Source organism: Bacillus sp. JZ34, from assembly GCF_053903205.1.
Map to the genome: position 1 here is coordinate 469,905 of NZ_CP096403.1, position 22,230 is coordinate 492,134.

The window sequence follows — 22,230 nt, forward strand, 5'->3', positions numbered from 1 at the left end:
GATGACAAATCCTTTTGAAAATGAACAGGGCACATATGTTGTTTTAATGAATGAGGAAGGCCAGTATTCACTCTGGCCCGCCTTTGTTCATATTCCGGCAGGGTGGGAGATTGTCTGCGGGGAAACGAGCCGCAGCGCCTGCATCGACTATATCAGCTCGAATTGGACCGATCTCTCGCCGAACAGCTTGAAGCCGGCTGCAGAAGTTCACGGCGGTCAGCAATGAAGAGAAGGCCGTTCAATCAAAGGACGGTTGTCAGCATTGTATATGTAACGGCCATGTTTATGGCTGCAATGGATGCGAGTGTCATTAACATGGCATTGCCCGCCATCATGAACGAATTTCAAACTTTGCCGTCTGCTGCAGGCACAATTAACATCGGATACTTAGTCAGCTTGGCGGTCTTTCTTCCCGCAGCCGGCTGGTTTGGAGACCGCTTTGGGACAAAGCGTGTTTTCCTTGCCGCGCTTTCCATATTTACGGCTGCATCCGCATTATGCGGAATCGCTGACAATCTGGCGGCATTAAACGTATTTCGCGTGATCCAGGGAGCCGGCGGCGGATTGATCACACCAGTGGGAATGGCAATCTTGTTCAGGACGTTTCCTCCGCAGGAACGGGCTAAAATTTCGAGAGTTCTCGTCCTTCCGATTGCGGTCGCGCCTGCGGTTGGGCCGATCATCAGCGGGTTTCTGACGGATCAGCTGTCATGGCGCTGGATTTTTTACATTAATATTCCGATCGGTATGATCATTCTGCTGTTTGGCCTGTTATATCTTCATGAACATATGGAGCCGAAAGCGGGGAGATTTGATTGGCTAGGATTTCTTTTGGCTGGGCCGGGAATGGCGTTGGCAGTTTTTGCACTCAGCCAGGGGCCTGTGCAGGGCTTCGGCTCTCCGAATGTGCTTGTTTCAGGAACCGGGGGAGTGATTCTCCTCGCCATTCTCGTTTTTGTCGAGCTGAAGGCTGAGCATCCGCTGATTGAACTGCGCTTATTGAAGGACCGGGTTTTTGGAATGATGAGCGTCATTTCGCTTTTGACAGCAGGCGGACTCCTTGGCATGCTCTATATATTTCCGCTGTTGTGCCAGGAAGCACTCGGCTATTCTGCGACCGATACCGCTTTGATCACGTTTCCCGAAGCATTAGGCTTGATGCTGGCCTCCCAGCTGATGCCGAGGTCGTTAGATAAGCTCGGGCCGAGGCGGGTCATTTCCGTTGCGCTTTTAGGCGCCGCTGTATTGTTTGGGCTGCTGAGCCTGACCGGATACGGGTCAAATCTGTGGCTTCTCAGGCTGCTGCTGTTTTCGGCGGGCTTTTTTCTGGGGCATGCGGTTGGCGCTGCGCAGGTTGTTTGTTTTGCCAACATTTCATCCTCATCAATGGGTCGGGCAACGACGCTGTTTAATGTGCAAAACCGACTCGGATCTGCTTTTGGAGTTGCCGTCATGTCGTGCGTCCTTGCTGTGCTCAGTCAGCCTGGCGCAGGGATAGAGCCCGATTTATCAGCTTACCGGACCGCTTTGCTCGGTGCAGCCGGCTTCCTCATGGCAGCATTTTTCATCGCACTCAAGCTCAAGGACGCTGACACTGAACGTCAAATGGACAAGCATGCTTCAGTTTCCAAGGGTGCGGCGGCTTCCGGTAAGTAAAACAAAAATCCTCCCGTTTCCGGGAGGATTTTTTTACCGCATGAATGACGCGCTATAAAATCGGCGAAAGCAGGATCGAAATGGCTTCTTTGAAGCGGATCGATTTGCTTCTGTTTAAATATTCCTCATAGGTCAGCTCCCTTGAGACTTGCAGATCTTTTTCAAATGATAGGACAAGGCTTCTCGAAATTTCCTCATCGTATAAAAAAGCATTCACTTCAAAATTGAGCTTGAAGCTGCGCATATCAATATTTGCCGTGCCGACTGATGAAATTTCTTCATCTACAACGATTGTTTTCGCATGGATAAATCCGTTGTCGTAAATAAATACGGAAGCGCCGGCTTTTAAAAGTTCGCCGATGTAAGAATAGGTAGCCCAGTACACAAAAGGATGGTCGGGTTTGTTAGGAATCATGATTCTCACGTCAACGCCGGACAGACAAGCAATTCTGAGGGCATCGAGCAGGCTTGCGTCCGGAATAAAATAAGGCGTCTGTATAAGAATCGACCGCTTTGCCGTTGATATCATTTTAATATAGCCGTTTTTAATCTGCTCCCATTCTGAATCGGGGCCGCTGGTGACGATTTGCATGCCGATGTTTCCGTTGGAATCGATGTCAGGAAAGTGGTTTGGCATATATGTAATATCGTGATGGTGAGAGGCCTGATTCCAATCCAGGATAAAACGCGTTTGAATCGAATGGACTGCCGTTCCTTTGATTCTGAGATGCGTGTCCCGCCAATAGCCAAAAGCCGGATTTAGACCGAGGTATTCGTCCCCGACATTAAATCCTCCGACATAGCCGATGACGCCGTCGATGATGACGAGCTTGCGGTGGTTGCGGTAATTCATGCGCAAATTGATAAATTTAAAACGTGACGGGAAAAAAACTTCGACAAATCCTCCCGCCTTTTTCAGCTCTTTGAAAAAGCTTTTCCTGAGGCTTCTTGATCCCAATTCATCATACAAAACGCGGACTTCAACGCCTTCTTTTGCTTTTTTGATCAGCGCGTCCCGCAGCTTTTTTCCGATCTCATCGCCTTTATAAATATAATATTGAAGATGTATATGGTCTTTGGCGTTTTCAATGTCGCGAAGCAGTCTGTCGAATTTCTGGCGTCCGTCCGTTAACAGCTCGACCGCATTGTCTTCCGTGAAAACGGCGTGGTTATTCAGAATGTGCATATAAATCAAGTCTTTGCTGTCCGCCGTCGCTTTATTGCGAAATTCAAACTCGCGGTTTTTCAGCTTGGTCAGCTGCTGTTCCAATATTTTTTCCATCCCGATCCTCTTTCGGTCTTCCCATTGAAAAAGGTGATTCCTGCTCAAATTGTGGCCGAAGAGCAAATAGAGGATAAAGCCAAGAACGGGAATAAAGAAGAGTACCAAGAGCCAGGCCCAGGAGGAGCTTGCATCCCGGCGTTCCCTAAAGATCACAACGATTGCCAATAGCGTGTTTAAAACTAATATAAAGCCGAGAAATATCGATGTGATGCTGATATTTTTAATAATATCCATATTGAACCTCACAAGACGGATTTGTTTTTATACATTCCATTTATAACAGTTACTCCCCTTTCAAGCAACTATCTCATGTTATACGGGACGGGGGACGGAAAGTTCCTAATAAAAAGGGGAAAGGCAAAAAACTGTAAAACATGTTGGATCTAAGTTACGATATACATATAAAAAGCGTGATTTAATCAGCGAAACAACGCCTCTTTAACCAAATCGGGAGGGATTGATTATGGATATGGAACGTTTCCATCAAATGCCGGCTTTTATGAAAGAAGAAATGGATAACCTCAAGCATGTGGCGGCGCCGTTCTTAAAGAAAAGGCTGATATTTCTTTTTATCGCGATTCCGCTGCTTGTTGCTTCATTGGTTTATCTTTCTTCTTTTTGGGGGCAGGCATCCTATGGAACCGATTCAATGATAAAAATCGGCTGCGCTGCCGCAGCAGCAGCTTTCGGCATGGCGCTGTTCAGAGAGTCGTCTTACCAAAAAAGAAATGTTCAGCAATCGGTGATGAAATATATATTGGAACGGATGCAAACAAGCGAAGTGCTTTCCGATGAACGGAAAAGCCGGTACGTTCAGGCGGTCAAAGAAGAGCCGTTTACTGTGATAAGAAGCTTTTTGGAATTTTTAAATGAAGAAGAGATCAGAAGGCGCAGGCTGGCTGAATGATGAAAGAAAAAAAGAGCTGCATGACAGCTCTTTTTTTCGTGCCATGATGATCAGGCTTCATTCAATTCTTTTCCTAATATTTTTAAATCGTACCGTATTCGATCCATCTCGGCGATTCCGGGAAAGTGTCCCCACTCGGTAAAGCCGTATTTTTTGAAAAGCTTGATGCTCGGTTCGTTGTGGGCGAAAATAAACGCCATTAAAGAACGGATTCCAAGCTTTGGCGCGACTTCAAGCGCTTTTTCAAGCACCGCTGAACCCGCCCCTTTGCCGCGGTGGTCTTCATGAAGGTAAATGCTGACTTCGGCGGTTTTGTTATAGGCGGGCCTACCGTAAAATGATTCGAAGCTGATCCAGCCGGCGATATCCCCTTGTTCATTTTCCACAATATAAAGAGGCCTTGCCTCGGTATGGTTCAAAAACCAGTTCAGCCTTTCTTCAGGTGTGACGGGTTCTGTATCTGCCGTAACCATTCGCGACGCAATGGTGGAGTTGTAAATATCGACTACTGCGGGAAGGTCTTCCCGATTGGCGATCCGTAGTTTCATTCTCTCTGTCCTTTCTTCATATGTTATATCTTCGGCGTTTTTTCCGTTATCATGCACATTGGTGAAATTTCAGGTTTTAGGGCGGTTTTTACATAAAAACGAAGCAGCCGGTGCAGACTAACTTGAAAAAAAGTTTTTTGTAAATGTATATATTTTCTGAAAAGTGTTCAGAATGTTGCTGAGGTGATGAGTAATGAAAGAGGAAGAAAAGAATCGTACTTCCAAAATCACAAAGCTGCAACAGTTTTTTCGTAAACGCTGGGTATTTCCGGCCATCTATTTGACAAGTGCCGTCGTTGTATTAACCGCCGTTCTTTGGTATCAATCGGCTTCTAACAACGATGTAAAAGATCAGCTTGCTGACGATGGTAAGAAATCAGCCTATGATAACCGGGATGACGCGGTAGAAGTAGGCAAACCAGTCGAAAATGTCGCAATGCCGGTTGCTGATTCTGAAAATGTTTCTGTCGTTAAAAAGTTCTTTGAAACTGACGCAACTAAAGAAGAGAAAGAAGCAGCACTTGTAAACTATAATAACACGTACAGCATGAGCAAAGGTATCGACTTGGCTGAGAAAGACGGAAAAACATTCGATGTTTCCGCATCTCTCAGCGGTACGGTCATCAAAGCTGCAAAAGACCCTGTACTGGGCTACGTTGTTGAAGTTGAACATGAAAATGGTTTATCAACTGTGTATCAGTCTCTTTCTGAAGTAAGCGTCAAACAAGGTGACAAGATTGAACAAAATCAAGTCATCGGAAAAGCAGGCAAAAACCTTTACAATGAAGAAGGCGGAAACCATGTGCATTTTGAAATCCGCAAAGACGGTGTTGCGCTAAACCCGTTGAACTTCATGGACAAGCCGGTCTCCAGCATCGAAAAAGCGGTGGAGGAACAAGCGGCTGAAATGAAGGAACCTGCTCAGCCTTCTGTTGAAGAAAAGTCAAAAACAGAAGACAAAGCGAAAGATCAAACAGGTGGAAAAGACGACAAAACCAAACGGGAAGATTCGTCTGAAGGGTCAGAAAATCAAGACGGAACCCAGTCTGACGATTCAAGCCAGTCATAAGGCACGCTTCCCTCAGAGCGCCTATCAAATACGATAGGCGCCTTTTTTGTTACAATCATAAAAAACCCGTATCAAATTTGCAGAGCCAGCCGTTTATTAAGTAAGAGGCCTCTTTTAAGGAGTGTGAATGCATTCATGAATGAGCTAGAACAGCAAGCGCTGATGAAGTATTGCATGAGAATGACAGGTGATAAATGGGATGCCGAGGATTTAGTCCAGGATACCATCCTGAAGTTAATCGAAATCAATCGAACAGACGCCTCACATGCTTATCAAAAGACGGTGGCAAAGCATAAATGGATTGACCTGCTCAGAAAAAGGAAACGCGAAATCTTTCTGTCTGAAGACAATCTGGAAGACGGGAGGGCAGAGCGCATGAAGGCGGCCGATGACTTCGAGCACCTGCTGAAACAGCTTTCCGGTATTTTAACGCCGAAGCAATTAACGATTTTTCTGCTCAAAGATGTGTTTTCCTTTCAGCTGCACGAAATCGCCGAGTCGCTCGGTAAGCCCGAATCATCCGTCAAATCGCTTTTATTCAGATCGCGTCAGCGATTAAAAAGGCTTTCTCCGGATGTTCTGCAAAGGGAAGCGGCGGACCGGGATGACGAACACATTGACCTGCTTGTTCGGGCGATATTGTATCACAACCCCGATGCTCTGCTCGAATTTGCCAAACAGACATGGCTTTTCGGCGCTTCACAGCCGTCCTGCATCAGCATGATGAGGTGTGCTGCCTAGGAGGAAAAAGGCTATGAACACCATACCTTACGTCATTGAGAAAACGGCTGCCGGTGAAAGATCGTACGATATTTTTTCCAGACTTTTAAAAGACCGGATCATTATGATCGGCTCTGAATTCAACGATGACCTCGCCAATCGGGTCACCGCCCAGTTGCTGTTTTTGTCAGCCGAAGACAATGAAAAAGACATTTCGATCTATATCAACAGCCCGGGCGGATCAACTTCCGCGGGATATGCGATTTTAGATACGATGGACTATGTGAAGCCGGATGTCCGCACGATCTGTGTCGGAATGGCAGCTTCCATGGGAGCGATTCTCCTCGCCGGCGGAACAAAAGGCAAACGGTATGCGCTCAAAAACAGCGAAATCATGATCCATCAGCCGCTCGGCGGCGTCAAAGGACAGGCGACAGACATGGAGATTTCAGCGAAGCGGATCATCAAACTGAGGGAAAAAATCGAGCACTTCTTTCACGAACGAACGGGCCAGCCCATTGAAAGACTAAAAGCCGACATGGAACGCGATTACTTTATGGATGCGGACGAAGCGAAGGCATACGGTGTGATTGACGCCGTTTTATAACATCAGAAAAGCTCCCGGCTTAACTTCAGCCGGGAGCTTCGATCTTTTTATAAAGCGTCAGGACCTTCCTCGCCTGTGCGGATGTTGATGGTGTTTTTAATTTCGTATATGAAGATCTTGCCGTCACCGGGTTCCCCGGTTTTCAGGACGTTTTGCGCCGTCTCGGCCACCTTTTCGACAGGCACTTTGCTGACGACGATTTCGACTTTTAACCTTTCATATACATTGCTTTCGCGTTTGACCCCGCGGTAAAGCTCTGTATGCCCTTTTTGCAGGCCGCATCCGTGTACATTGTAAAACGTAATGGACGTTACCCCGATTTTGGCCAGCTCCGTTTTCAGCTTTTCAAAGTTTGTAGGACGAGTTACAATTTCCACCTTATACATTTGACCGCTCATACCATCACTCCTGACAAATTAATCTTGATACGCTTTTTCGCCGTGCAGCGTCAGATCGAGGCCCAATGATTCTTCATCCTCTGAGGCACGGAGTTTAAAGAAAATACTGACTATCTTAATAATAGCGTATGTGACGATTGCGACAAACAAATATGTTGCGGCAATCGCAATCAGCTGTTTCCAAAGGAGACTGATGTCTCCGTAAAAAAGCCCGTTTGCTCCGTCTGCGTTGACTGATGTCGTCGCGAACAAGCCCGTTGCGATTCCGCCCCATGTTCCGCCGAGCCCGTGAAGGCCGAAGGCATCGAGCGCATCATCGTAGCCGAATTTTTTCTTCAGCGAAAACACACCCCAGAAACAGACGATTCCACCGATGAGCCCGATCCATACGGATGAGAAAGGCGTAACAAAGCCTGCGCCCGGTGTAATCGCGACAAGTCCCGCGATCGCTCCCGAGACGGCGCCGAGCATCGTCGGCTTTTTATTGATCAGCCATTCTGCCAAAATCCAGCCGATCAGCCCCGCAGCCGCAGCCGTATTCGTGTTGATAAAAGCGGTCATGGCGACTTCATCGATCGTCAGGGCGCTTCCGACGTTGAACCCGAACCATCCGAACCAGATCAAAGTCGCCCCGAGCAAAGTCAGAAGGAGGTTGTGAGGGGCGGTATCGCTGATATTTTTCCGCTTGCCGAGAACAATCGCAACAACCAGGCCGGCTACACCGGAAGAGATGTGAACGACGTTGCCGCCGGCAAAATCGATCGCTCCCAGCTCGTCAAGCCAGCCTCCACCCCATACCCAGTGGGCGACCGGCGAGTAAACGAAAACCGCCCAGAGCACCGAAAAAAGAATAAAGGCCGGAAAGCGCATTCGCTCCGCAAAGCTTCCGGAAATAATCGCAGTCGTCAGTACAGCAAATGTCAATTGGAACATCATATAAAGCGTATGCGGGATCGTCTCCGAATAATCGGCATTGGGTTCAAATCCGATACCTTGCAGTCCGATCCAATCCAAACCCCCGATCAATGGGTTTCCGGGAGCGAAAGCGAGCGAATAGCCGAACAAAATCCATATGATGGAAACGATGGCGATTGAAGATAAGCTGTGCATAACGGTGCTGAGCACATTTTTGCTCCTGACAAGTCCTCCGTAAAATAAAGCGATGCCCGGCGTCATCAGCCATACGAGCAAAGCGCAAAAGAACATAAATACTGTATCCCCCATCTGCATGTTTCATTCCTCCGTAGTCATTTAGATTGAGAGCAGATCTCTTTTTCTTTCATTATAGTGACAAAAGGGAGATATCATGATGAACATGTCAGATTTCCTCACATGGTTTTTAGGAAGAAAAGCGGACAGGGAGAGGCTGAAAGGGGGATTAATCGGTTTTTTCAACCTCAACTGTAACGATTCGATGTCCGTCCATATCTTTTACTTTGAAACGGTATCCTTCACTTTCGATCGCCGTTCCGGGCTTGCTCTCAATATTCTTCGTCAGCATCCAGCCGCCGATTGTATCAATCTCCTCATCTGATAAATGAATTCCGAGCAGGTCGTTTACATCGCTGACTAGTACTTTACCGCTGAGGATGTAATGGTCATCTTCCAGTTTCTGAACAGCCGATACTTCTTCAGTATCGAATTCATCGCGAATATCGCCGACGATTTCCTCGACGATATCCTCAACCGTCACAAGACCGGATGTTCCGCCGTACTCATCTACGAGAATCGCCATATGTGTATGCTCTTTTTGCATTTTGACGAACAGCTGGTAGACGGGAATCGTTTCAATCACATGGATAACCGGATGGATATATGGCTTTAACGGTTTTGTTTCTAAAGAAAACCCGCCTGCAAGCTCAGCCAGCAGCAGTTCTTTTATATTGATCATTCCGGTGATGTGATCCTTGTCTTCCTCCATGACGGGGAAGCGGGTGTGCTTTGTTTCTTTGATGAGCTGCTTCACTTTTTTTACACTGTCGTCAAGAGACAGGACGGTCATTTCATTGCGGGGCACCATAATTTCTTTTGCCGTACGTTCGTCGAATTTAAAAATGTTGTTTACATATCTCAATTCATTCTGGTTGATTTCCCCGCTTTGATAGCTTTCAGATAAAAGTGTTCGCAGCTCTTCCTCCGAATACGCCAATTCGTGTTCACCGGTCGGCTTCAGGCCGAACAGACTTGTGATCATGCGGGCTGAATGATTAAGCAGCCATATAAAAGGAAACATGATTCTGTAAAACCAGATCATCGGCTGTGCAAAAAGCAGAGTAACGGTTTCCGCTTTTTGAATGGCGATCGTTTTTGGCGCCAGCTCTCCGATCACAACATTGAGATAAGTGACCGATAAAAAAGCGGCCAAAAATGAAAGAATATGTGTCATCGACTCGTTCAAGCCGATTTTGGAAAAAAGGGGATGCAGCAAGGTCTGCATCGTCGGTTCACCAAGCCAGCCGAGGCCCAATGCCGTCACGGTGATTCCAAGCTGGCAGGCTGACAAGTATTCGTCAAGGTGTGAGGTCACTTCTTTTGCGGCAAGCGCGCCCTTTTTTTTCTGAATGATCAATTGGTCGATCTTTGTCCGCCTTACTTTGACGATGGCGAATTCGACCGCGACGAAAAAGCCCGTTAATGCGATTAATCCTGCCACTGCAATCAGCTTCAGTAATTCCAATGCCCCGCCTTCTCAAAAAGAAGGCGCCACCTCCTTTTCTATGAAAAACTCATACTGGCTTCATACCACGTGCCGCAGCGCGGCAAACATGATGTTTATTTACGCGGAGGGCGGGCAAAGAAATATAAAACGAATGGGCCGGAAGAGGAGGAGACGAAATATGAGAGTTTTTCAGGGAGAGGGCTGGACATGGTATCAGCTCGGCCCTCACGAAAAAGCGACAGCACAAGGGCTGATCCAGCCCGATCATTGGCCGGAATGCCGAAACTGGTTTCAAGGCGTTCCATCGGCCAATATCAATTGCATTGATATCAATGCTGCCGTTCAAGGCAAGGAAGCGATCTACGGTTCATATATTTACGATCAGGAAGCGGAAGTTCAACAAAATCGGACAGCATTTCATTTTTACTTAACGAAAGACTATTTTTTCACAATGAATTTAGATATCTCGCAATTTGAAGAGACAAACAGAAGGCCGATCGATCAACACTTAAAGCGATGCAAAGACGCCCCAGAAGTGTTTCTGATTCTGCTGGGCGAACTAATGAGAATGTATTTAAAGGAACTTGAGCACTTTGAAGTTCACCTTGGAAAAGTAAGATGGGGATTTCACCATGACAACAATAAAAGCATCATTGAACTGATTCATAAACGGCGTCACGAACTGCTCGTCATAAGAAGTTTAATTTTATCGATGAAAAAGGTAGCAATGGGCCTTAAAGAAACTTTTTTAAGCAAATCGTTTGATGAAATCGAACAGCGCAGGACGTTTTACGAAATCGACAGAGGCATGTCATTGATCAAAGAGTACGCGAATGAAATCAATTATTTGCTCCATTCCGAAGAAGTGGTGACATCCCACAGAGGCAATGAAATCTTTAAAGCGCTGACGATTTTCACGACGATCTTTACGCCGATGACGGCTTTCGGCGCCCTGTGGGGAATGAACTTCGAAGTCATGCCTGAACTCTCATTGAAGTACGGCTATTTATTTTCGCTTATTTTAATTGCCGTTTCTACCGTTCTTGTGTACTGGTATTTGAGGAAGAAAGGGTGGACCGGCGATTTATTGAAGGATAAAAAACGATATATGAAAAGGAAGGGCTCTTTTAAATAGGTTTAAGCCCGTGGGATATCGGAAAAGCACATAATAACCCCAGTAAAGGAGGAATTCCGAATGAAACTAAAGGACATCATGACAACCAATGCCGAATGCTGCGAACCTTCTGCTCCGATTGCGGAAATTGCCGGGAAGATGCGTGATTACAATGTAGGTTCAATTCCGGTCTGCGAGAACGGAAATTTGACGGGGATCGTTTCAGACCGGGATATTGTTATCAGATGTGTAGCTGAAAATGAAACAGATGCGGCTGCTCGGGATATCATGAGCACACAGATGGTGACAGGGCGCCCGGATATGTCTGCTGAAGAGGCTGGTGATCTGATGGCGGAACACCAAATTCGCAGGCTGCCGATTGTTGAAGATGGCCGTCTTGTCGGAATCGTTGCTTTGGGGGATCTCTCCGTCTCACATGCGGATGAGAAAGCGGGAGAAGCATTAAGCGAAATTTCAAAACCGGCTTAAACAGGGTGAAGGAAGAGCGTTTTTAGCTCTTCCTTTTTTATAGTGTAATATTTAGTGATTGATCAATAACTAAAATTCAGCTTAAGTTTTCATTAAGCATCTCAATGTTTCTTTCAGCCCTTCTTGATAAGGTGTCGCGGGAATTTTTCCTATCCTCTTTTCATATTTTTCCCCGTTTAGAATGAATGTTTCTTCAGTTAAGTACATGATTTCTACTACTTCTTTCATGACTGGATCAAATAATCCGCTTATAAGAATGGCAAGTTTATTTAATGGTATTACTAATTTATTATTTCCGGTAATTTGGCGTGCGATTTTTATGATTTCTTTACCTGAAATCAGTCCGGCGCCGGGAATGTTCCAGTTTTCACCGTAAGAATCGTCTTTACTTGCGATTTCCACAATCATTTTTGCGGCATCAGGCAAATATACGTACTCCCGGGGGGTTTTTAGATTGCCGATAAAAACAGCTATTTTATTTGCTGCCATTCCGGTTAATGTAGGCTGTAAATAAGAATTTTGCGAAGTTTTTCCATAATAGTCGGGCAGTCTGACGATTAATGGTTTGGCATTTTTCCATTTCTTATCGAATATTAAGTTTTCAAAGTCTACTCTTAGCTTTCCTTTTTTTGTATGGGGCAGTTTCGGATGATTTTCGTCTCCTTTGGCAATTTGTCGGCCGTAAACATATATTCCATCCACAATCACGATTTTCTTGCCTGAAATATTTGCAGCCTTCATTACACTTTCACCGAGAAGCAGGAGTTTATCTGCCATTTCATGATATTGAACATTGGCGCATTGAAATATCACATCTGCATCCTTCGCTGCTTCACTGATGGTCTGTGCATCAAAGACATCGCCAAGCTGATATGTTAATAGCGGTGTTGAATGATGTTCTTTTATGAGATTCTTTAGTTTATTTTCAGAACGGCCGAAAGCGATAACCGGAATATTTCTTGACAGCAATTCTGAAACTATCACTTGACCTGTTCCACCTGTTGCGCCTAAAACAATTGCTTTTTCCATTGAAAATTCCCCCTTGGGTAAGTTATTAATCAATCAATAACTAATGCTTAAATAAAAAACCGAAACAAATCGGTTATTTTATTCTGTTTGGCCGTGCATGATCTCCGGCAAATCCAAGAAATAGGAAATGTTGCAAAGTATCCCTCTTGCCAGGAAAGTCGTAACTTCCCTCTCTGCATTCGGAACATTCGCTTCCTGGAACCTTTCCAGCGTATAGTTTCTAATACGTGATAAGCCCGTTTTTGAACAATTTCTGATCGATTCCTCCGTAACGGATAGTCCGATGACCTGTAAGGCTATTTCATTAGGGTGTGATACAGACAACTCTTCATATGCTTTGATCATGTTTGCTACGATCTGTTCGGAGCTGGATTCGACATTTTGAAACGTTTGGAGGATTCTTTCAAAGGCCCGATCGAGCGCGGCAACGAACAACTCTTCCTTCGTCTTATAAAACCTAAATATATAGGGCTGGGAAATACCGGCTTTTTCAGCAATGAGTGCTGTCGTGGTATTATAATATCCCTTTTCTGCAAACACCTCTAATCCAGCTTCAAGTATTTGCTCCTTTCGGTTTTCCTTACTCTGTCTTATGATATGCCGCCTCCCTTCATTTTGTTATTGATTGATTACTTACTTAGATCGTAACAGATTTCGATTCAAGATTCAAGCACGTAATTTTTAAAACATGTATCTATTGGTGCAACAGTTTTCATCCCCGGTCCCGCTGCAAAGGCCAAAATAAGACGTGCTGCCGTTTGGCGTAATGGAGAAGCGGAGCGGTATCAGGCAATATGAGACCGCTTGCTCCGGGCACCGTGTTTTGTCGGATTTCGGCTTCGGCCCGCTGCAGCGTCCATGGAGAATGATGAATGTCTTCATAGTAGACCCGGTTGTTGTACGTGGTGTACAGGCGGTATCTTTCAGTCAGCCAGTATTCGATGGACCCTTTTTGGGCGGTAAAGGAATCTGACAGCGGGCGGTAGCTGGCGCGGAAGGCCGCTTTTGAATCATCCCTTCTGCTGGAAAATTCAATATGGTTTTTTTCTTTTACAAAGTTTATCCCGGCGTGAAAATAAGGCAAGTGGAACATTGCGCGCGCGCCGGCGACGGCTAAGCGCGAAGCGGCGTCAAGACTGAAAAAATAAATGCCCGGTATGCCTTTATATGATACATATGTCCGGACGTTCAGCTCGGGAAATCTGCTGACGAAAGGAAAGGGGGGCAAAAAACGGAGGCGCATATTTGTCAGCAGGAAAGGCAAAATGCCGATCCATGCTTTTCCATTGAATGTCTCCAGTTCCAAGGCCGCCGGTATTCGTCCGCGAATGGCTTCAGAATCAACAGCCCAATGGGCAAATAATACATGATTCCATGTTTGCGTCATCACCCACGGTCCTTCAGGCGGCGGAAAAGGGCGGTGTGAAGTATTTTTAATCATAGAACAGCACTCCTTCGATTCGAATGTTGACCCGTCTGCAACACATCCCGAGCCTGTTGTACGGTTTTATCATTTCCCTTTACGGTTAATTCAAAAACGAGGATACAAAAAACGGAGGAGTGATGTGATTTGTTCAAGCATACGAAAGTGCTGCAGTACCCTGCAAAACCTGAAAGACCCGATCCTGTCTTCGCCAAGAAAATGCAGGAAATACTCGGCGGTCAGTACGGAGAAATATCTGTGGCCATGCAATACCTTTTTCAAGGGTGGAATACAAGGGGAAATGAAAAGTATAAAGATTTGCTCATGGATACGGCGGCAGAAGAAATCGGACACGTCGAAATGATTGCGACGATGATCGCGCGCCTGCTTGAAGACGCACCGGTTTACGAGCAGGAAAAAGCCGCAGACGATCCTGTCATCGGTGCAATTATGGGCGGAATGAACCCTCACCATGCGATCGTTTCGGGACTGGGAGCCATGCCTGAAAACAGCACCGGCGTTCCGTGGAATGCAGGCTATATTGTAGCGAGCGGCAACCTTCTGGCCGATCTGCGCGCAAATGTCAACGCTGAATCGCAAGGCAGACTGCAAGTCGCGCGGCTGCGCGAAATGACGGATGACAATGGTGTACAAGATATGCTCGGTTTTCTTTTAGCGAGAGACACGATGCACCAAAACCAGTGGATCGCCGCAATCAAAGAGTTGGAAGAAAAAGAAGGCGTCATCGTGCCCGGCACGGTTTCGGATGAAAAAGAAAAAGAAGACATTGCGCATACTTTATACAATTTCTCGGATGGAGAAGAAAGCGCGCAGTTTGATTGGCTGAAAGGGAAGGCGCCGGACGGAGCGGAGTTCCACTACGAGAGCGGCCCTGTCGCATATGGAGAAAAACCGGTCTTGAAGCCCTCTCCAAAACGAAGCCACAATACACCTGACTATGGAGAATAGAGCCGAACGGCTCTTTTTTTATTTTTTAAAATGACAAAACACTCCGTAAATATTAAAATAAGTGACAGATTTGCAGATTTTTTTATTGTCAGGTAAGCTTACTATAAAAACAACAGTAAGGAGTTATATCATGAGTAAAGTACTTATTTTTGGCCACAAAAATCCGGATACGGATACGATTTGTTCAGCGATTGCATATGCCGAATTAAAAAAGGAGCTCGGCATGGACGCAGAACCCGTCCGCCTCGGCGAAATCAACGGCGAAACCGAATTCGCGCTTGAGAAATTCAATGCAGAAGTACCCCGCCTTGTGAACACTGTTGCGAATGAAACTGACAGCGTGATTCTGGTTGACCATAATGAGCGCCAGCAGAGCGTCGATGACCTTGATCAAGTTCGCGTGCTTGAAGTCATCGATCACCACCGGATCGCCAATTTTGAAACGAGTGACCCTCTGTATTATCGCGCAGAGCCTGTAGGCTGCACGGCAACGATCTTAAACAAGCTCTATAAAGAAAACGGCGTCGAAATTAAAAAAGATATCGCAGGATTGATGCTGTCGGCGATCATCTCAGATTCCCTCTTATTCAAATCTCCGACTTGCACGGACGAAGATGTCAAAGCTGCAAAAGAATTGGCTGCGATTGCCGGCGTTGATGCCGACAGCTATGGACTCGATATGCTAAAGGCTGGAGCAGATTTGAGCGCAAAAACGATTCCTCAGCTTCTCTCTCTTGACGCAAAAGAGTTTACGATGGGAAGCCATAAAGTGGAGATCGCGCAAGTTAACACTGTTGATACAAACGACGTTCTCTCCCGCAAAGCAGAAGTTGAAGCAGAACTTGCAAAAGTGGTGTCTGAAAAAGGATTGGATTTATTTGTGTTTGTCGTAACCGACATTTTAACAAACGACTCGGTTGTCGTCGCTTCAGGACAAGCTGCACAAGCAGTGGAAAAAGCGTTCAATGTCACATTGTCAGACAACACAGCAACACTGAAAGGCGTTGTATCCCGCAAAAAACAAATTGTTCCGCCGTTAACCGAAGCCTTAAAAGGTTAAGGAAAGGAAATGAAAAACACCCGAATCATGAGATTCGGGTGTTTTCTTATGCCGTTCTGGATACGGCTTTCCGCAATTTCCGCAAGATCGATTCGTAGAGTGAGATGATCCGTTCAAAAAGCGGCTGCACATACGCTGAGAATCTAAATATAACGAGTGATACAAATAAAGCGACCAAAATGCTGCCTAAAACGTCAACAGGGTAGTGGTGTCCGACCCAAATACGGGAAAAGCCCGTCAACAACCCGAAAGCAATCAGGCAGGTTCCAATTTTCCGATGATAAAGCCAAAAAGCGATCGAAATGGCTAACGCCCCGGTTGTATGATCGCTGGGAAACGAGGCGTCGGCCGCATGATGAATTAATACGTCCACATGGTGAGCGACAAACGGTCTCGGCTCATAGTAAACCAATGACAGCAAATAATTTGCCGCCAATCCGAGAATACCCGTCACACCTGCCTGAAGAACGCTTATTTTATAAGAACGGTTTCCGAAGATCCAGATCAAAAGCAAAATGAGCGCATACATGTAAATTGCTTTTTCTGTAATCAAAATCATAGCGCTGTCCAGGATGTGGTTGTGGTTTGATAATTGATGAATACGTGTAAAAAGCCAATAGTTCAAAAAATCACCTTTTTAATAGAGTAGTAGTTTTTGGTCAGACAGTTAGGAGACGTATTTGATTTTGCAAAAGTTTCATTAAATGACAGATCGGACTGTATCAGCCGGCATGAAAAAAGCCGGGTAATCCCGGCCCGGCGAGGTTGAACGGCTTATTCAGCCATTGATATATCCCGCTTTTCCTTTGCGAGTGCGGGTTTTTGGCTCCATGTATACAGAAACAGATTGATGAGCACAAAAACGCCTGAGAATAAATAGATGTTTGAAAAACCGGCTTGTGCCACAACCAACCCGAAAACATAGGATCCGACTGCGATCCCGGTATCAAACAGCGTAAAATAAGTCGCCGTTGCATAGCCGCTCCGGTGAGGCGGCGAAGCTTGAATCGCCAAGGTCTGAAGGCACGGCGTGATAGATCCGTAGCCCATGCCGATGACAGCTCCGGATAGCAAGAGCATCCCGCTGCTGTTTGTGAAAGCAAGCAGGAAAAGCCCGGCGCAAAAAATGATAATGGACGGATAAATGACGACTCCGGGGCCGACTTTATCATACAGTTTTCCCGTAAACGGCCGCGTGATCATCATTGTCACTGCGAACACCATAAAGAAATAGCTGCTTGCTTCAATAAGGCCGAGAGATTTTGCATAAACAGAGATGAAGGAAATGACGCTTGAATAACAAAACGACACGAACAATCCGACCGTGGCAATCCGAATCGCGCCCTTTTCAAACATGTTGGAAAAAGACAACCTGAACACAGCCGAACGGATGTCGCTTCCTTTAGGAATCCGGACCAGTGCCGTGCAAAGGATGGCCACAGTGACGATTCCTGAAAATAAAATAAACAGATCGGAAAAACTCATTTTATCCAGCAGGTTCAACGCGATAAACGGACCGATGACCACCGCCAAATTCATCGACATGGCAAAGTAGCCCAAACCTTCCCCGCGGCGGGCCGGCGGAATTAAATCGGCTGCAATTGCACTCGTCACTGTCGTGATGATGCTGAACCAAATGCCTTGGAAAAAGCGAATGCCAAGCAGCAGGTAGATATCGTGAATATAGATATAAAGAAATGATGCCAAAGTAAACAGCACGACACTGATGAGCGCCATTCTTTTTTTGCCAAAACGTTCAATAACGGCTCCCGAAAACGGCCTCGCAAAAATCGCGGACAGCATAAAGCCGCTGATCAAAAGGCCGCCCTCTGACTCGGAACCGCCGAGCTCCTGCATTGCATAAACCGGAAGCACGGTCAACAGTGCGTAAAAATAGACGAATATAAATAAATTAATCAAAACGACCATGATAAAATCCCTGGTCCAAATGGGTTCAGCTTGCTTCATAGGCTACAACTCCTCCTGATGTCCTTCTAATAATTGATTTAACAGCCTTTGAAATGTTTTTTTATCCCGTTCTTCAAATACGGAAAGCATTTCCTCTTCAAATTCTTGCATTTTTAATTGAATGTCATCATATTTAATTTTGGCTTCTTCTGTCATTTTGACGACTTTTTCCCGTTTGTCATCGCCCTGTATCCGTTCTACCCAGCCGTTTTTTTCGAGGCGGCTGACGGTTCTCGTCACAGTCGGCGCCTCAACGTGCAAGTAAGTCCAAATGTCTTTTTGCGTCATCGGTCCGCAGGTGTGAAGACAGTATAGGATCGACCACTGTGAACCGTAAAGGCCGTATGCTTCGAGCTGTTCATTCGTTTTTTTAGCAACCATCCGCGTGCTTTGATTGAGCTGGTGAATAATCTTTCGATTGATATGTTCCATTCCCGGACTCCTTCAAAATAGTTACCTAGGTAAATAATAAACTTTATTCATTTTACCGGAAGCCAAGATTAGTGTAAAGTTAAAATTTTTGAAACCCGAAATAAAATTATCAGAGAAACCCCTTGTCCTCCTTGAGTTTTTAGCATAATCCCATTTGAATGCTAATACACTGATACAAACCTAACAAAGAGAGTGTTTGAGGTGAGGGATCGTGGGAGTATTTCAAAATTCTACTTGGAAAAGCATAAAACGAAGAAGCTGCGCAAATAGCGAATTTTTTCACAAGACGGATCTCATTTCACACTTCTCACATCCATTTTAGGGAGGTCGAGTGGTGTGCACGATTACATCAAAGAGCGAACAATCAAGATAGGGAAGTACATCGTGGAGACGAAAAAAACAGTTCGTGTGATAGCGAAGGAGTTTGGTGTTTCCAAAAGTACCGTTCACAAGGATTTGACAGAAAGGCTGCCTGAAATTAATCCTGACCTGGCCAATGAAGTAAAAGAAATTCTTGATTATCATAAATCAATCAGACATTTGCGGGGCGGAGAAGCGACAAAACTAAAATATAAGAAAGAGGAAATCTTTGAAAGAGAACCCGTGCAATAAGGAATAATGGCTCAGAAACGAGCAGCGTTTATCAGAATTTCCCGGTATCCTCCGTAAAAAGCCACAAAAATTTTATGAAGAACTTTAATAAGCTCTCTTTTTTTTCTAATATTTATGATAAAATATATAATTAGGGCAGAATGTGGACATTGCTGTGAAACAGATTTCGAGGAGGATATAGATAGATGTTTGCAAGGGATATTGGTATTGACCTTGGTACAGCGAATGTGCTGATCCATGTCAAAGGAAAAGGTATTGTCTTAAATGAACCATCAGTCGTTGCTCTTGACAAAAACAATGGGAAAGTGCTCGCTGTCGGTGAAGAAGCAAGGAGAATGGTAGGACGTACACCTGGGAATATTGTTGCGATACGTCCATTAAAAGACGGCGTCATTGCCGATTTTGAAGTAACGGAAGCCATGCTGAAGCATTTCATTAACAAGCTGAATGTGAAAGGTCTTTTTTCAAAGCCGCGCATGCTGATTTGCTGCCCTACAAATATTACTTCTGTGGAGCAGAAGGCTATCAGAGAAGCTGCCGAGAAAAGCGGCGGAAAGCATGTATATTTGGAGGAAGAACCTAAGGTGGCCGCAATCGGAGCGGGAATGGATATTTTCCAGCCAAGCGGAAACATGGTAGTTGATATCGGCGGTGGAACGACAGATATCGCAGTCATCTCAATGGGCGATATTGTCACCGCCTCTTCTATTAAAATGGCTGGGGACAAGTTTGATCTTGAAATCTTGAACTACATCAAACGTGAGTACAAGCTGCTCATAGGCGAACGGACAGCCGAAGACATTAAGATTAAAGTCGCAACTGTTTTCCCAGACGCACGTCACGAGGAAATTTCCATCCGCGGCCGCGATATGGTCACAGGATTGCCGAGAACCATTACGGTAACGAGCAAAGAGGTGGAAGAAGCGCTGCGCGAATCTGTATCTGTCATTGTACAGGCTGCCAAGCAGGTGCTCGAAAGAACGCCGCCTGAGCTGTCAGCCGATATTATCGACAGAGGCGTTATCATTACAGGAGGCGGCGCGTTGTTAAACGGTCTTGACCAGCTTCTTGCCGAAGAACTGAAAGTGCCGGTTCTCGTTGCCGAAAATCCGATGGATTGTGTGGCAGTTGGTACGGGTGTCATGCTTGATAACATGGACAAGCTTCCTAAGCGCAAACTGAGCTGATCAGAAACCTCATTCTTTTTTTAGAATGAGGTTTTTTATGTGAAATGCTTTAAAGGAAGCGAATGGCTGCCGATAAAAAGAGTAGTATGTTTGAATACCATTATAGAACAAATGTTCTGTATTAGCAAATATAAATTGCAAGCCTTTCGCAAAAGAGGTTTTTCGATGAGAAACTCTGGAGCATGACACTTATTTGAGGTGAAATGATGTTAAAAGGACTTTATACAGCGACTTCAGCAATGATCACCCAGCAGCGCCGCACAGAGATGCTGACGAATAATATCGCGAATGCAAATACGCCGGGATATAAAGAAGACCAAGGGTCAATCCGTTCTTTCCCGGAAATGCTTTTGAGCCGGATTGAATCCGATTCTGTCAAGGCCGGCAGCGCTTCGCGTTCGTTTTCAACACAGACGCCGATCGGTTCTATCAATACAGGAGTTTACATGCAGGAACTGAAGCCTCAATTCTCGCAAGGCGATCTGCAAAGCACGAATGAGCCGACGGATATTGCAATCAGCGAAACCGAAGTTCCGGTCAATGGGGAAACAAACGATAAAGCAGCGCTTTTCTACGCGGTCCGGCTTGAAAATGGGGATGTACGCTATTCAAGAAGCAGCCGTTTTTCTTTAAATGAAAATAATCAATTGACAATAAACGGCCGACTCGTCCTTTCAACGGAAAACCAGCCGATTACGGTGGGAAGCGAGAATTTTCAAGTCGCTGAGGACGGAACGGTGACTGAAAACGGCCAAAACCTTGGAAGGATCGATGTCAGAATCGCGCTCGATACGAGAAATTTAGCAAGAGAAGGCGATGATCTGTATCGTACTGAAAACGGTGAGGCGCTGCCAAGCGCAGTCGGCAATCCCGCAGTCGCTTATTCTGTCAAGCAGGGGATGACGGAACGGTCGAATGTCGACGTGACGAGAGCTTATACGGAAATGACCGCTGCCTACCGCTCGTTTGAAGCCAACCAAAAAGTTCTTCAAGCTTATGATAAAAGCATGGAAAAGGCGGCCAATGAGATTGGAAGGATCGGATAAATGACCGATCGCGATCAGCGTAAATGGAGGATGTGGAAAAACGATGCTTAGATCCATGATCACGGCTTCAAACACAATGTTTGAACTGCAAAAACAAATTGATAATATCAGCCATAATCTTGCAAATACCGATACAACGGGATATAAGGCGAAAAACACGAGCTTTTCGGAGCTGATCAGGCAGCAGATTGAACAGGTAAACGAGAAAAATAATGAAGTAGCGGCAAGCAGAAAGACGCCGCCCGGACTTCGGCTCGGCGTCGGAGCCGTGATGACCGATCGGCTGACACATAAACAGGGAAGCCTTAAAGAAACTGGCCGCGATCTTGATATCGCACTGACTTCTCCTTATCAGTACTTCCAGGTCAATGTCGACGGGGAAGTGCAATATACAAGAGACGGAGCATTTTACCTGACGCCTGCGGCTGGCAACGCCAACCAGATGCAGCTGGTGACGAAAGAAGGGCATGCTGTTCTTGACGAAAACGGAAATCCCATCCGTTTCAACCAGCGTTATAAACACATCAAAGTTGACGATTCGGGTAGTGTCACCGTTTCGTCAGACAATCAAGGTGAAGCGCCATTGCGTTTTAACCTGGGAATCGTCCGGGCTGTCAAACCTCAGGCTCTTACGGAAGAAGGAAGCAATCTTTTTTCTGTCAGCGATGAATTGAGAGCAACGGCTCTCATCAATCTGAACGGAGCCGGGCGGCAGGACATTTCTCTAAAACAGGGATTCCTCGAATCATCAAATGTCGATGTATCGAAGGAAATGACCGACCTGATCTCTTCGCAGCGGTCTTATCAAATGAATTCCCGCGCCATCACGATGGGCGATCAAATGATGGGGCTGATCAATTCAGTTCGCTAGCAAAGCAAATAGGAGCCGGCCAAACGACGTTTGGTTCAGGCTCTTTTTATTTTCATTTTCAGCGTTGTCTTTCATCTTTTGTTGAAAAAGATTCCGTTTCATAATATACTTCCAGATGTACAGAATAAGGCACTGACATATCATTCTATACATATTTTTCGAAAAAGGAGATGTCAAGGCA

The 22,230-nt window shown here is 45.6% G+C and carries 25 protein-coding genes; 14 read left to right on the forward strand and 11 right to left on the reverse strand.

Annotated elements, in window-relative coordinates:
• The first annotated feature begins 1 nt into the window (after window position 1).
• On the forward strand, window positions 2-226 hold the full coding sequence (locus M1D90_RS02255) for an MbtH family protein (RefSeq protein WP_023857108.1): 225 nt from the start codon (window positions 2-4) through the stop codon (window positions 224-226).
• Window positions 223-1,656, forward strand: coding sequence for an MDR family MFS transporter (locus M1D90_RS02260; RefSeq protein WP_105979568.1), 1,434 nt, complete (start codon window positions 223-225; stop codon window positions 1,654-1,656). Before M1D90_RS02255 ends, M1D90_RS02260 begins: the two co-directional genes overlap by 4 nt.
• A 52-nt stretch (window positions 1,657-1,708) precedes the next feature.
• On the opposite strand, the gene cls is transcribed toward M1D90_RS02260, so the two are convergent.
• Window positions 1,709-3,157 carry a cardiolipin synthase gene (gene cls / locus M1D90_RS02265; RefSeq protein WP_025810656.1) on the reverse strand — a complete coding sequence of 483 codons (1,449 nt, stop codon included), beginning with the start codon at window positions 3,155-3,157 and terminating at the stop codon, window positions 1,709-1,711.
• 247 nt (window positions 3,158-3,404) lie between these two features.
• On the opposite strand from cls, the gene M1D90_RS02270 reads away from it, so the two are divergent.
• Window positions 3,405-3,848, forward strand: coding sequence for a YwnF family protein (locus M1D90_RS02270; RefSeq protein WP_095291465.1), 444 nt, complete (start codon window positions 3,405-3,407; stop codon window positions 3,846-3,848).
• Between the two features lie 50 nt (window positions 3,849-3,898).
• On the opposite strand, the gene M1D90_RS02275 is transcribed toward M1D90_RS02270, so the two are convergent.
• Window positions 3,899-4,396 (reverse strand): GNAT family N-acetyltransferase, encoded by a 498-nt coding sequence (locus M1D90_RS02275; protein WP_023857112.1) that lies wholly within the window; start codon window positions 4,394-4,396, stop codon window positions 3,899-3,901.
• A 193-nt stretch (window positions 4,397-4,589) separates the two neighbouring features.
• Here M1D90_RS02275 and M1D90_RS02280 point away from each other — a divergent pair, with 193 nt between their 5' ends.
• The 3 genes from M1D90_RS02280 to M1D90_RS02290 all read left to right on the forward strand — a co-directional run bounded on the left by M1D90_RS02280 (window position 4,590) and on the right by M1D90_RS02290 (window position 6,792).
• Window positions 4,590-5,465, forward strand: coding sequence for a M23 family metallopeptidase (locus tag M1D90_RS02280; RefSeq protein ID WP_023857113.1), 876 nt, complete (start codon window positions 4,590-4,592; stop codon window positions 5,463-5,465).
• 135 nt (window positions 5,466-5,600) lie between these two features.
• Window positions 5,601-6,206, forward strand: coding sequence for an RNA polymerase sigma factor (locus tag M1D90_RS02285; protein ID WP_020453224.1), 606 nt, complete (start codon window positions 5,601-5,603; stop codon window positions 6,204-6,206).
• A 13-nt stretch (window positions 6,207-6,219) separates the two neighbouring features.
• Entirely contained in the window at window positions 6,220-6,792 is a 573-nt protein-coding gene (locus tag M1D90_RS02290) for an ATP-dependent Clp protease proteolytic subunit (protein ID WP_025810658.1), read from the forward strand.
• Window positions 6,793-6,839: 47 nt separating this feature from the next.
• Here M1D90_RS02290 and M1D90_RS02295 read toward each other — a convergent pair whose 3' ends face one another.
• The 3 genes from M1D90_RS02295 to M1D90_RS02305 all read right to left on the reverse strand — a co-directional run bounded on the left by M1D90_RS02295 (window position 6,840) and on the right by M1D90_RS02305 (window position 9,867).
• A complete protein-coding gene (locus M1D90_RS02295; RefSeq protein WP_003185936.1) occupies window positions 6,840-7,190 on the reverse strand; it encodes a P-II family nitrogen regulator in 351 nt (116 codons plus the stop codon).
• 18 nt (window positions 7,191-7,208) lie between these two features.
• Complete coding sequence (locus tag M1D90_RS02300) at window positions 7,209-8,420, reverse strand: ammonium transporter (protein WP_023857117.1); 1,212 nt, start codon at window positions 8,418-8,420, stop codon at window positions 7,209-7,211.
• Window positions 8,421-8,568: 148 nt separating this feature from the next.
• Window positions 8,569-9,867 (reverse strand): hemolysin family protein, encoded by a 1,299-nt coding sequence (locus tag M1D90_RS02305; protein WP_456283112.1) that lies wholly within the window; start codon window positions 9,865-9,867, stop codon window positions 8,569-8,571.
• Window positions 9,868-10,027: 160 nt separating this feature from the next.
• Here M1D90_RS02305 and M1D90_RS02310 point away from each other — a divergent pair, with 160 nt between their 5' ends.
• A complete protein-coding gene (locus M1D90_RS02310; RefSeq protein ID WP_023857119.1) occupies window positions 10,028-10,984 on the forward strand; it encodes a magnesium transporter CorA family protein in 957 nt (318 codons plus the stop codon).
• A gap of 60 nt (window positions 10,985-11,044) precedes the next feature.
• Entirely contained in the window at window positions 11,045-11,452 is a 408-nt protein-coding gene (locus M1D90_RS02315; RefSeq protein ID WP_095323623.1) for a CBS domain-containing protein, read from the forward strand.
• A gap of 81 nt (window positions 11,453-11,533) precedes the next feature.
• On the opposite strand, the gene M1D90_RS02320 is transcribed toward M1D90_RS02315, so the two are convergent.
• The 3 genes from M1D90_RS02320 to M1D90_RS02330 form a co-directional block, all read right to left on the reverse strand.
• Window positions 11,534-12,481, reverse strand: coding sequence for an NAD(P)H-binding protein (locus M1D90_RS02320; protein WP_328038127.1), 948 nt, complete (start codon window positions 12,479-12,481; stop codon window positions 11,534-11,536).
• A 78-nt stretch (window positions 12,482-12,559) separates the two neighbouring features.
• Window positions 12,560-13,075, reverse strand: coding sequence for a TetR/AcrR family transcriptional regulator (locus tag M1D90_RS02325; protein WP_035400336.1), 516 nt, complete (start codon window positions 13,073-13,075; stop codon window positions 12,560-12,562).
• A 118-nt stretch (window positions 13,076-13,193) separates the two neighbouring features.
• Window positions 13,194-13,922, reverse strand: coding sequence for a YqjF family protein (locus M1D90_RS02330; RefSeq protein ID WP_145608058.1), 729 nt, complete (start codon window positions 13,920-13,922; stop codon window positions 13,194-13,196).
• Window positions 13,923-14,051: 129 nt separating this feature from the next.
• Here M1D90_RS02330 and M1D90_RS02335 point away from each other — a divergent pair, with 129 nt between their 5' ends.
• On the forward strand, window positions 14,052-14,873 hold the full coding sequence (locus M1D90_RS02335; protein ID WP_212110846.1) for a manganese catalase family protein: 822 nt from the start codon (window positions 14,052-14,054) through the stop codon (window positions 14,871-14,873).
• Window positions 14,874-15,003: 130 nt separating this feature from the next.
• Complete coding sequence (locus M1D90_RS02340; RefSeq protein WP_025810664.1) at window positions 15,004-15,933, forward strand: manganese-dependent inorganic pyrophosphatase; 930 nt, start codon at window positions 15,004-15,006, stop codon at window positions 15,931-15,933.
• Window positions 15,934-15,979: 46 nt separating this feature from the next.
• Here M1D90_RS02340 and M1D90_RS02345 read toward each other — a convergent pair whose 3' ends face one another.
• From M1D90_RS02345 to M1D90_RS02355, 3 genes are all read right to left on the reverse strand, one after another.
• Window positions 15,980-16,558 (reverse strand): undecaprenyl-diphosphatase, encoded by a 579-nt coding sequence (locus M1D90_RS02345; protein ID WP_023857126.1) that lies wholly within the window; start codon window positions 16,556-16,558, stop codon window positions 15,980-15,982.
• 149 nt (window positions 16,559-16,707) lie between these two features.
• Window positions 16,708-17,901, reverse strand: coding sequence for an MFS transporter (locus M1D90_RS02350; protein ID WP_025810665.1), 1,194 nt, complete (start codon window positions 17,899-17,901; stop codon window positions 16,708-16,710).
• A 3-nt stretch (window positions 17,902-17,904) separates the two neighbouring features.
• Window positions 17,905-18,333, reverse strand: coding sequence for a MarR family winged helix-turn-helix transcriptional regulator (locus tag M1D90_RS02355; protein ID WP_023857128.1), 429 nt, complete (start codon window positions 18,331-18,333; stop codon window positions 17,905-17,907).
• Between the two features lie 336 nt (window positions 18,334-18,669).
• Between M1D90_RS02355 and spoIIID the strand changes: the two genes are divergently transcribed.
• The 4 genes from spoIIID (at window position 18,670) to M1D90_RS02375 (ending at window position 22,049) form a co-directional block, all read left to right on the forward strand.
• Entirely contained in the window at window positions 18,670-18,945 is a 276-nt protein-coding gene (gene spoIIID / locus M1D90_RS02360) for a sporulation transcriptional regulator SpoIIID (protein ID WP_003185911.1), read from the forward strand.
• Between the two features lie 185 nt (window positions 18,946-19,130).
• Window positions 19,131-20,132, forward strand: a complete 1,002-nt coding sequence (mbl, locus tag M1D90_RS02365) for a cell shape-determining protein Mbl (RefSeq protein WP_003185909.1) — start codon at window positions 19,131-19,133, stop codon at window positions 20,130-20,132.
• Between the two features lie 206 nt (window positions 20,133-20,338).
• Complete coding sequence (locus M1D90_RS02370; RefSeq protein WP_095291470.1) at window positions 20,339-21,178, forward strand: flagellar hook-basal body protein; 840 nt, start codon at window positions 20,339-20,341, stop codon at window positions 21,176-21,178.
• Between the two features lie 43 nt (window positions 21,179-21,221).
• Window positions 21,222-22,049 carry a flagellar hook-basal body protein gene (locus tag M1D90_RS02375; protein WP_023857130.1) on the forward strand — a complete coding sequence of 276 codons (828 nt, stop codon included), beginning with the start codon at window positions 21,222-21,224 and terminating at the stop codon, window positions 22,047-22,049.
• The last annotated feature ends 181 nt before the right edge of the window (window positions 22,050-22,230 follow it).

Excerpts from the sequence above, each read along its gene's own strand:
- M1D90_RS02255 (WP_023857108.1), top strand. The coding sequence starts at position 2 with ATGACAAATCCTTTTGAAAATGAACAGGGCACATATGTTGTTTTAATG.
- M1D90_RS02260 (WP_105979568.1), top strand. The coding sequence starts at position 223 with ATGAAGAGAAGGCCGTTCAATCAAAGGACGGTTGTCAGCATTGTATAT.
- M1D90_RS02270 (WP_095291465.1), top strand. The coding sequence starts at position 3,405 with ATGGATATGGAACGTTTCCATCAAATGCCGGCTTTTATGAAAGAAGAA.
- M1D90_RS02275 (WP_023857112.1), bottom strand. The coding sequence starts at position 4,396 with ATGAAACTACGGATCGCCAATCGGGAAGACCTTCCCGCAGTAGTCGAT.
- M1D90_RS02280 (WP_023857113.1), top strand. The coding sequence starts at position 4,590 with ATGAAAGAGGAAGAAAAGAATCGTACTTCCAAAATCACAAAGCTGCAA.
- M1D90_RS02285 (WP_020453224.1), top strand. The coding sequence starts at position 5,601 with ATGAATGAGCTAGAACAGCAAGCGCTGATGAAGTATTGCATGAGAATG.
- M1D90_RS02290 (WP_025810658.1), top strand. The coding sequence starts at position 6,220 with ATGAACACCATACCTTACGTCATTGAGAAAACGGCTGCCGGTGAAAGA.
- M1D90_RS02295 (WP_003185936.1), bottom strand. The coding sequence starts at position 7,190 with ATGAGCGGTCAAATGTATAAGGTGGAAATTGTAACTCGTCCTACAAAC.
- M1D90_RS02300 (WP_023857117.1), bottom strand. The coding sequence starts at position 8,420 with ATGCAGATGGGGGATACAGTATTTATGTTCTTTTGCGCTTTGCTCGTA.
- M1D90_RS02310 (WP_023857119.1), top strand. The coding sequence starts at position 10,028 with ATGAGAGTTTTTCAGGGAGAGGGCTGGACATGGTATCAGCTCGGCCCT.
- M1D90_RS02315 (WP_095323623.1), top strand. The coding sequence starts at position 11,045 with ATGAAACTAAAGGACATCATGACAACCAATGCCGAATGCTGCGAACCT.
- M1D90_RS02320 (WP_328038127.1), bottom strand. The coding sequence starts at position 12,481 with ATGGAAAAAGCAATTGTTTTAGGCGCAACAGGTGGAACAGGTCAAGTG.
- M1D90_RS02330 (WP_145608058.1), bottom strand. The coding sequence starts at position 13,922 with ATGATTAAAAATACTTCACACCGCCCTTTTCCGCCGCCTGAAGGACCG.
- M1D90_RS02340 (WP_025810664.1), top strand. The coding sequence starts at position 15,004 with ATGAGTAAAGTACTTATTTTTGGCCACAAAAATCCGGATACGGATACG.
- M1D90_RS02350 (WP_025810665.1), bottom strand. The coding sequence starts at position 17,901 with ATGAAGCAAGCTGAACCCATTTGGACCAGGGATTTTATCATGGTCGTT.
- M1D90_RS02355 (WP_023857128.1), bottom strand. The coding sequence starts at position 18,333 with ATGGAACATATCAATCGAAAGATTATTCACCAGCTCAATCAAAGCACG.
- mbl (WP_003185909.1), top strand. The coding sequence starts at position 19,131 with ATGTTTGCAAGGGATATTGGTATTGACCTTGGTACAGCGAATGTGCTG.
- M1D90_RS02370 (WP_095291470.1), top strand. The coding sequence starts at position 20,339 with ATGTTAAAAGGACTTTATACAGCGACTTCAGCAATGATCACCCAGCAG.
- M1D90_RS02375 (WP_023857130.1), top strand. The coding sequence starts at position 21,222 with ATGCTTAGATCCATGATCACGGCTTCAAACACAATGTTTGAACTGCAA.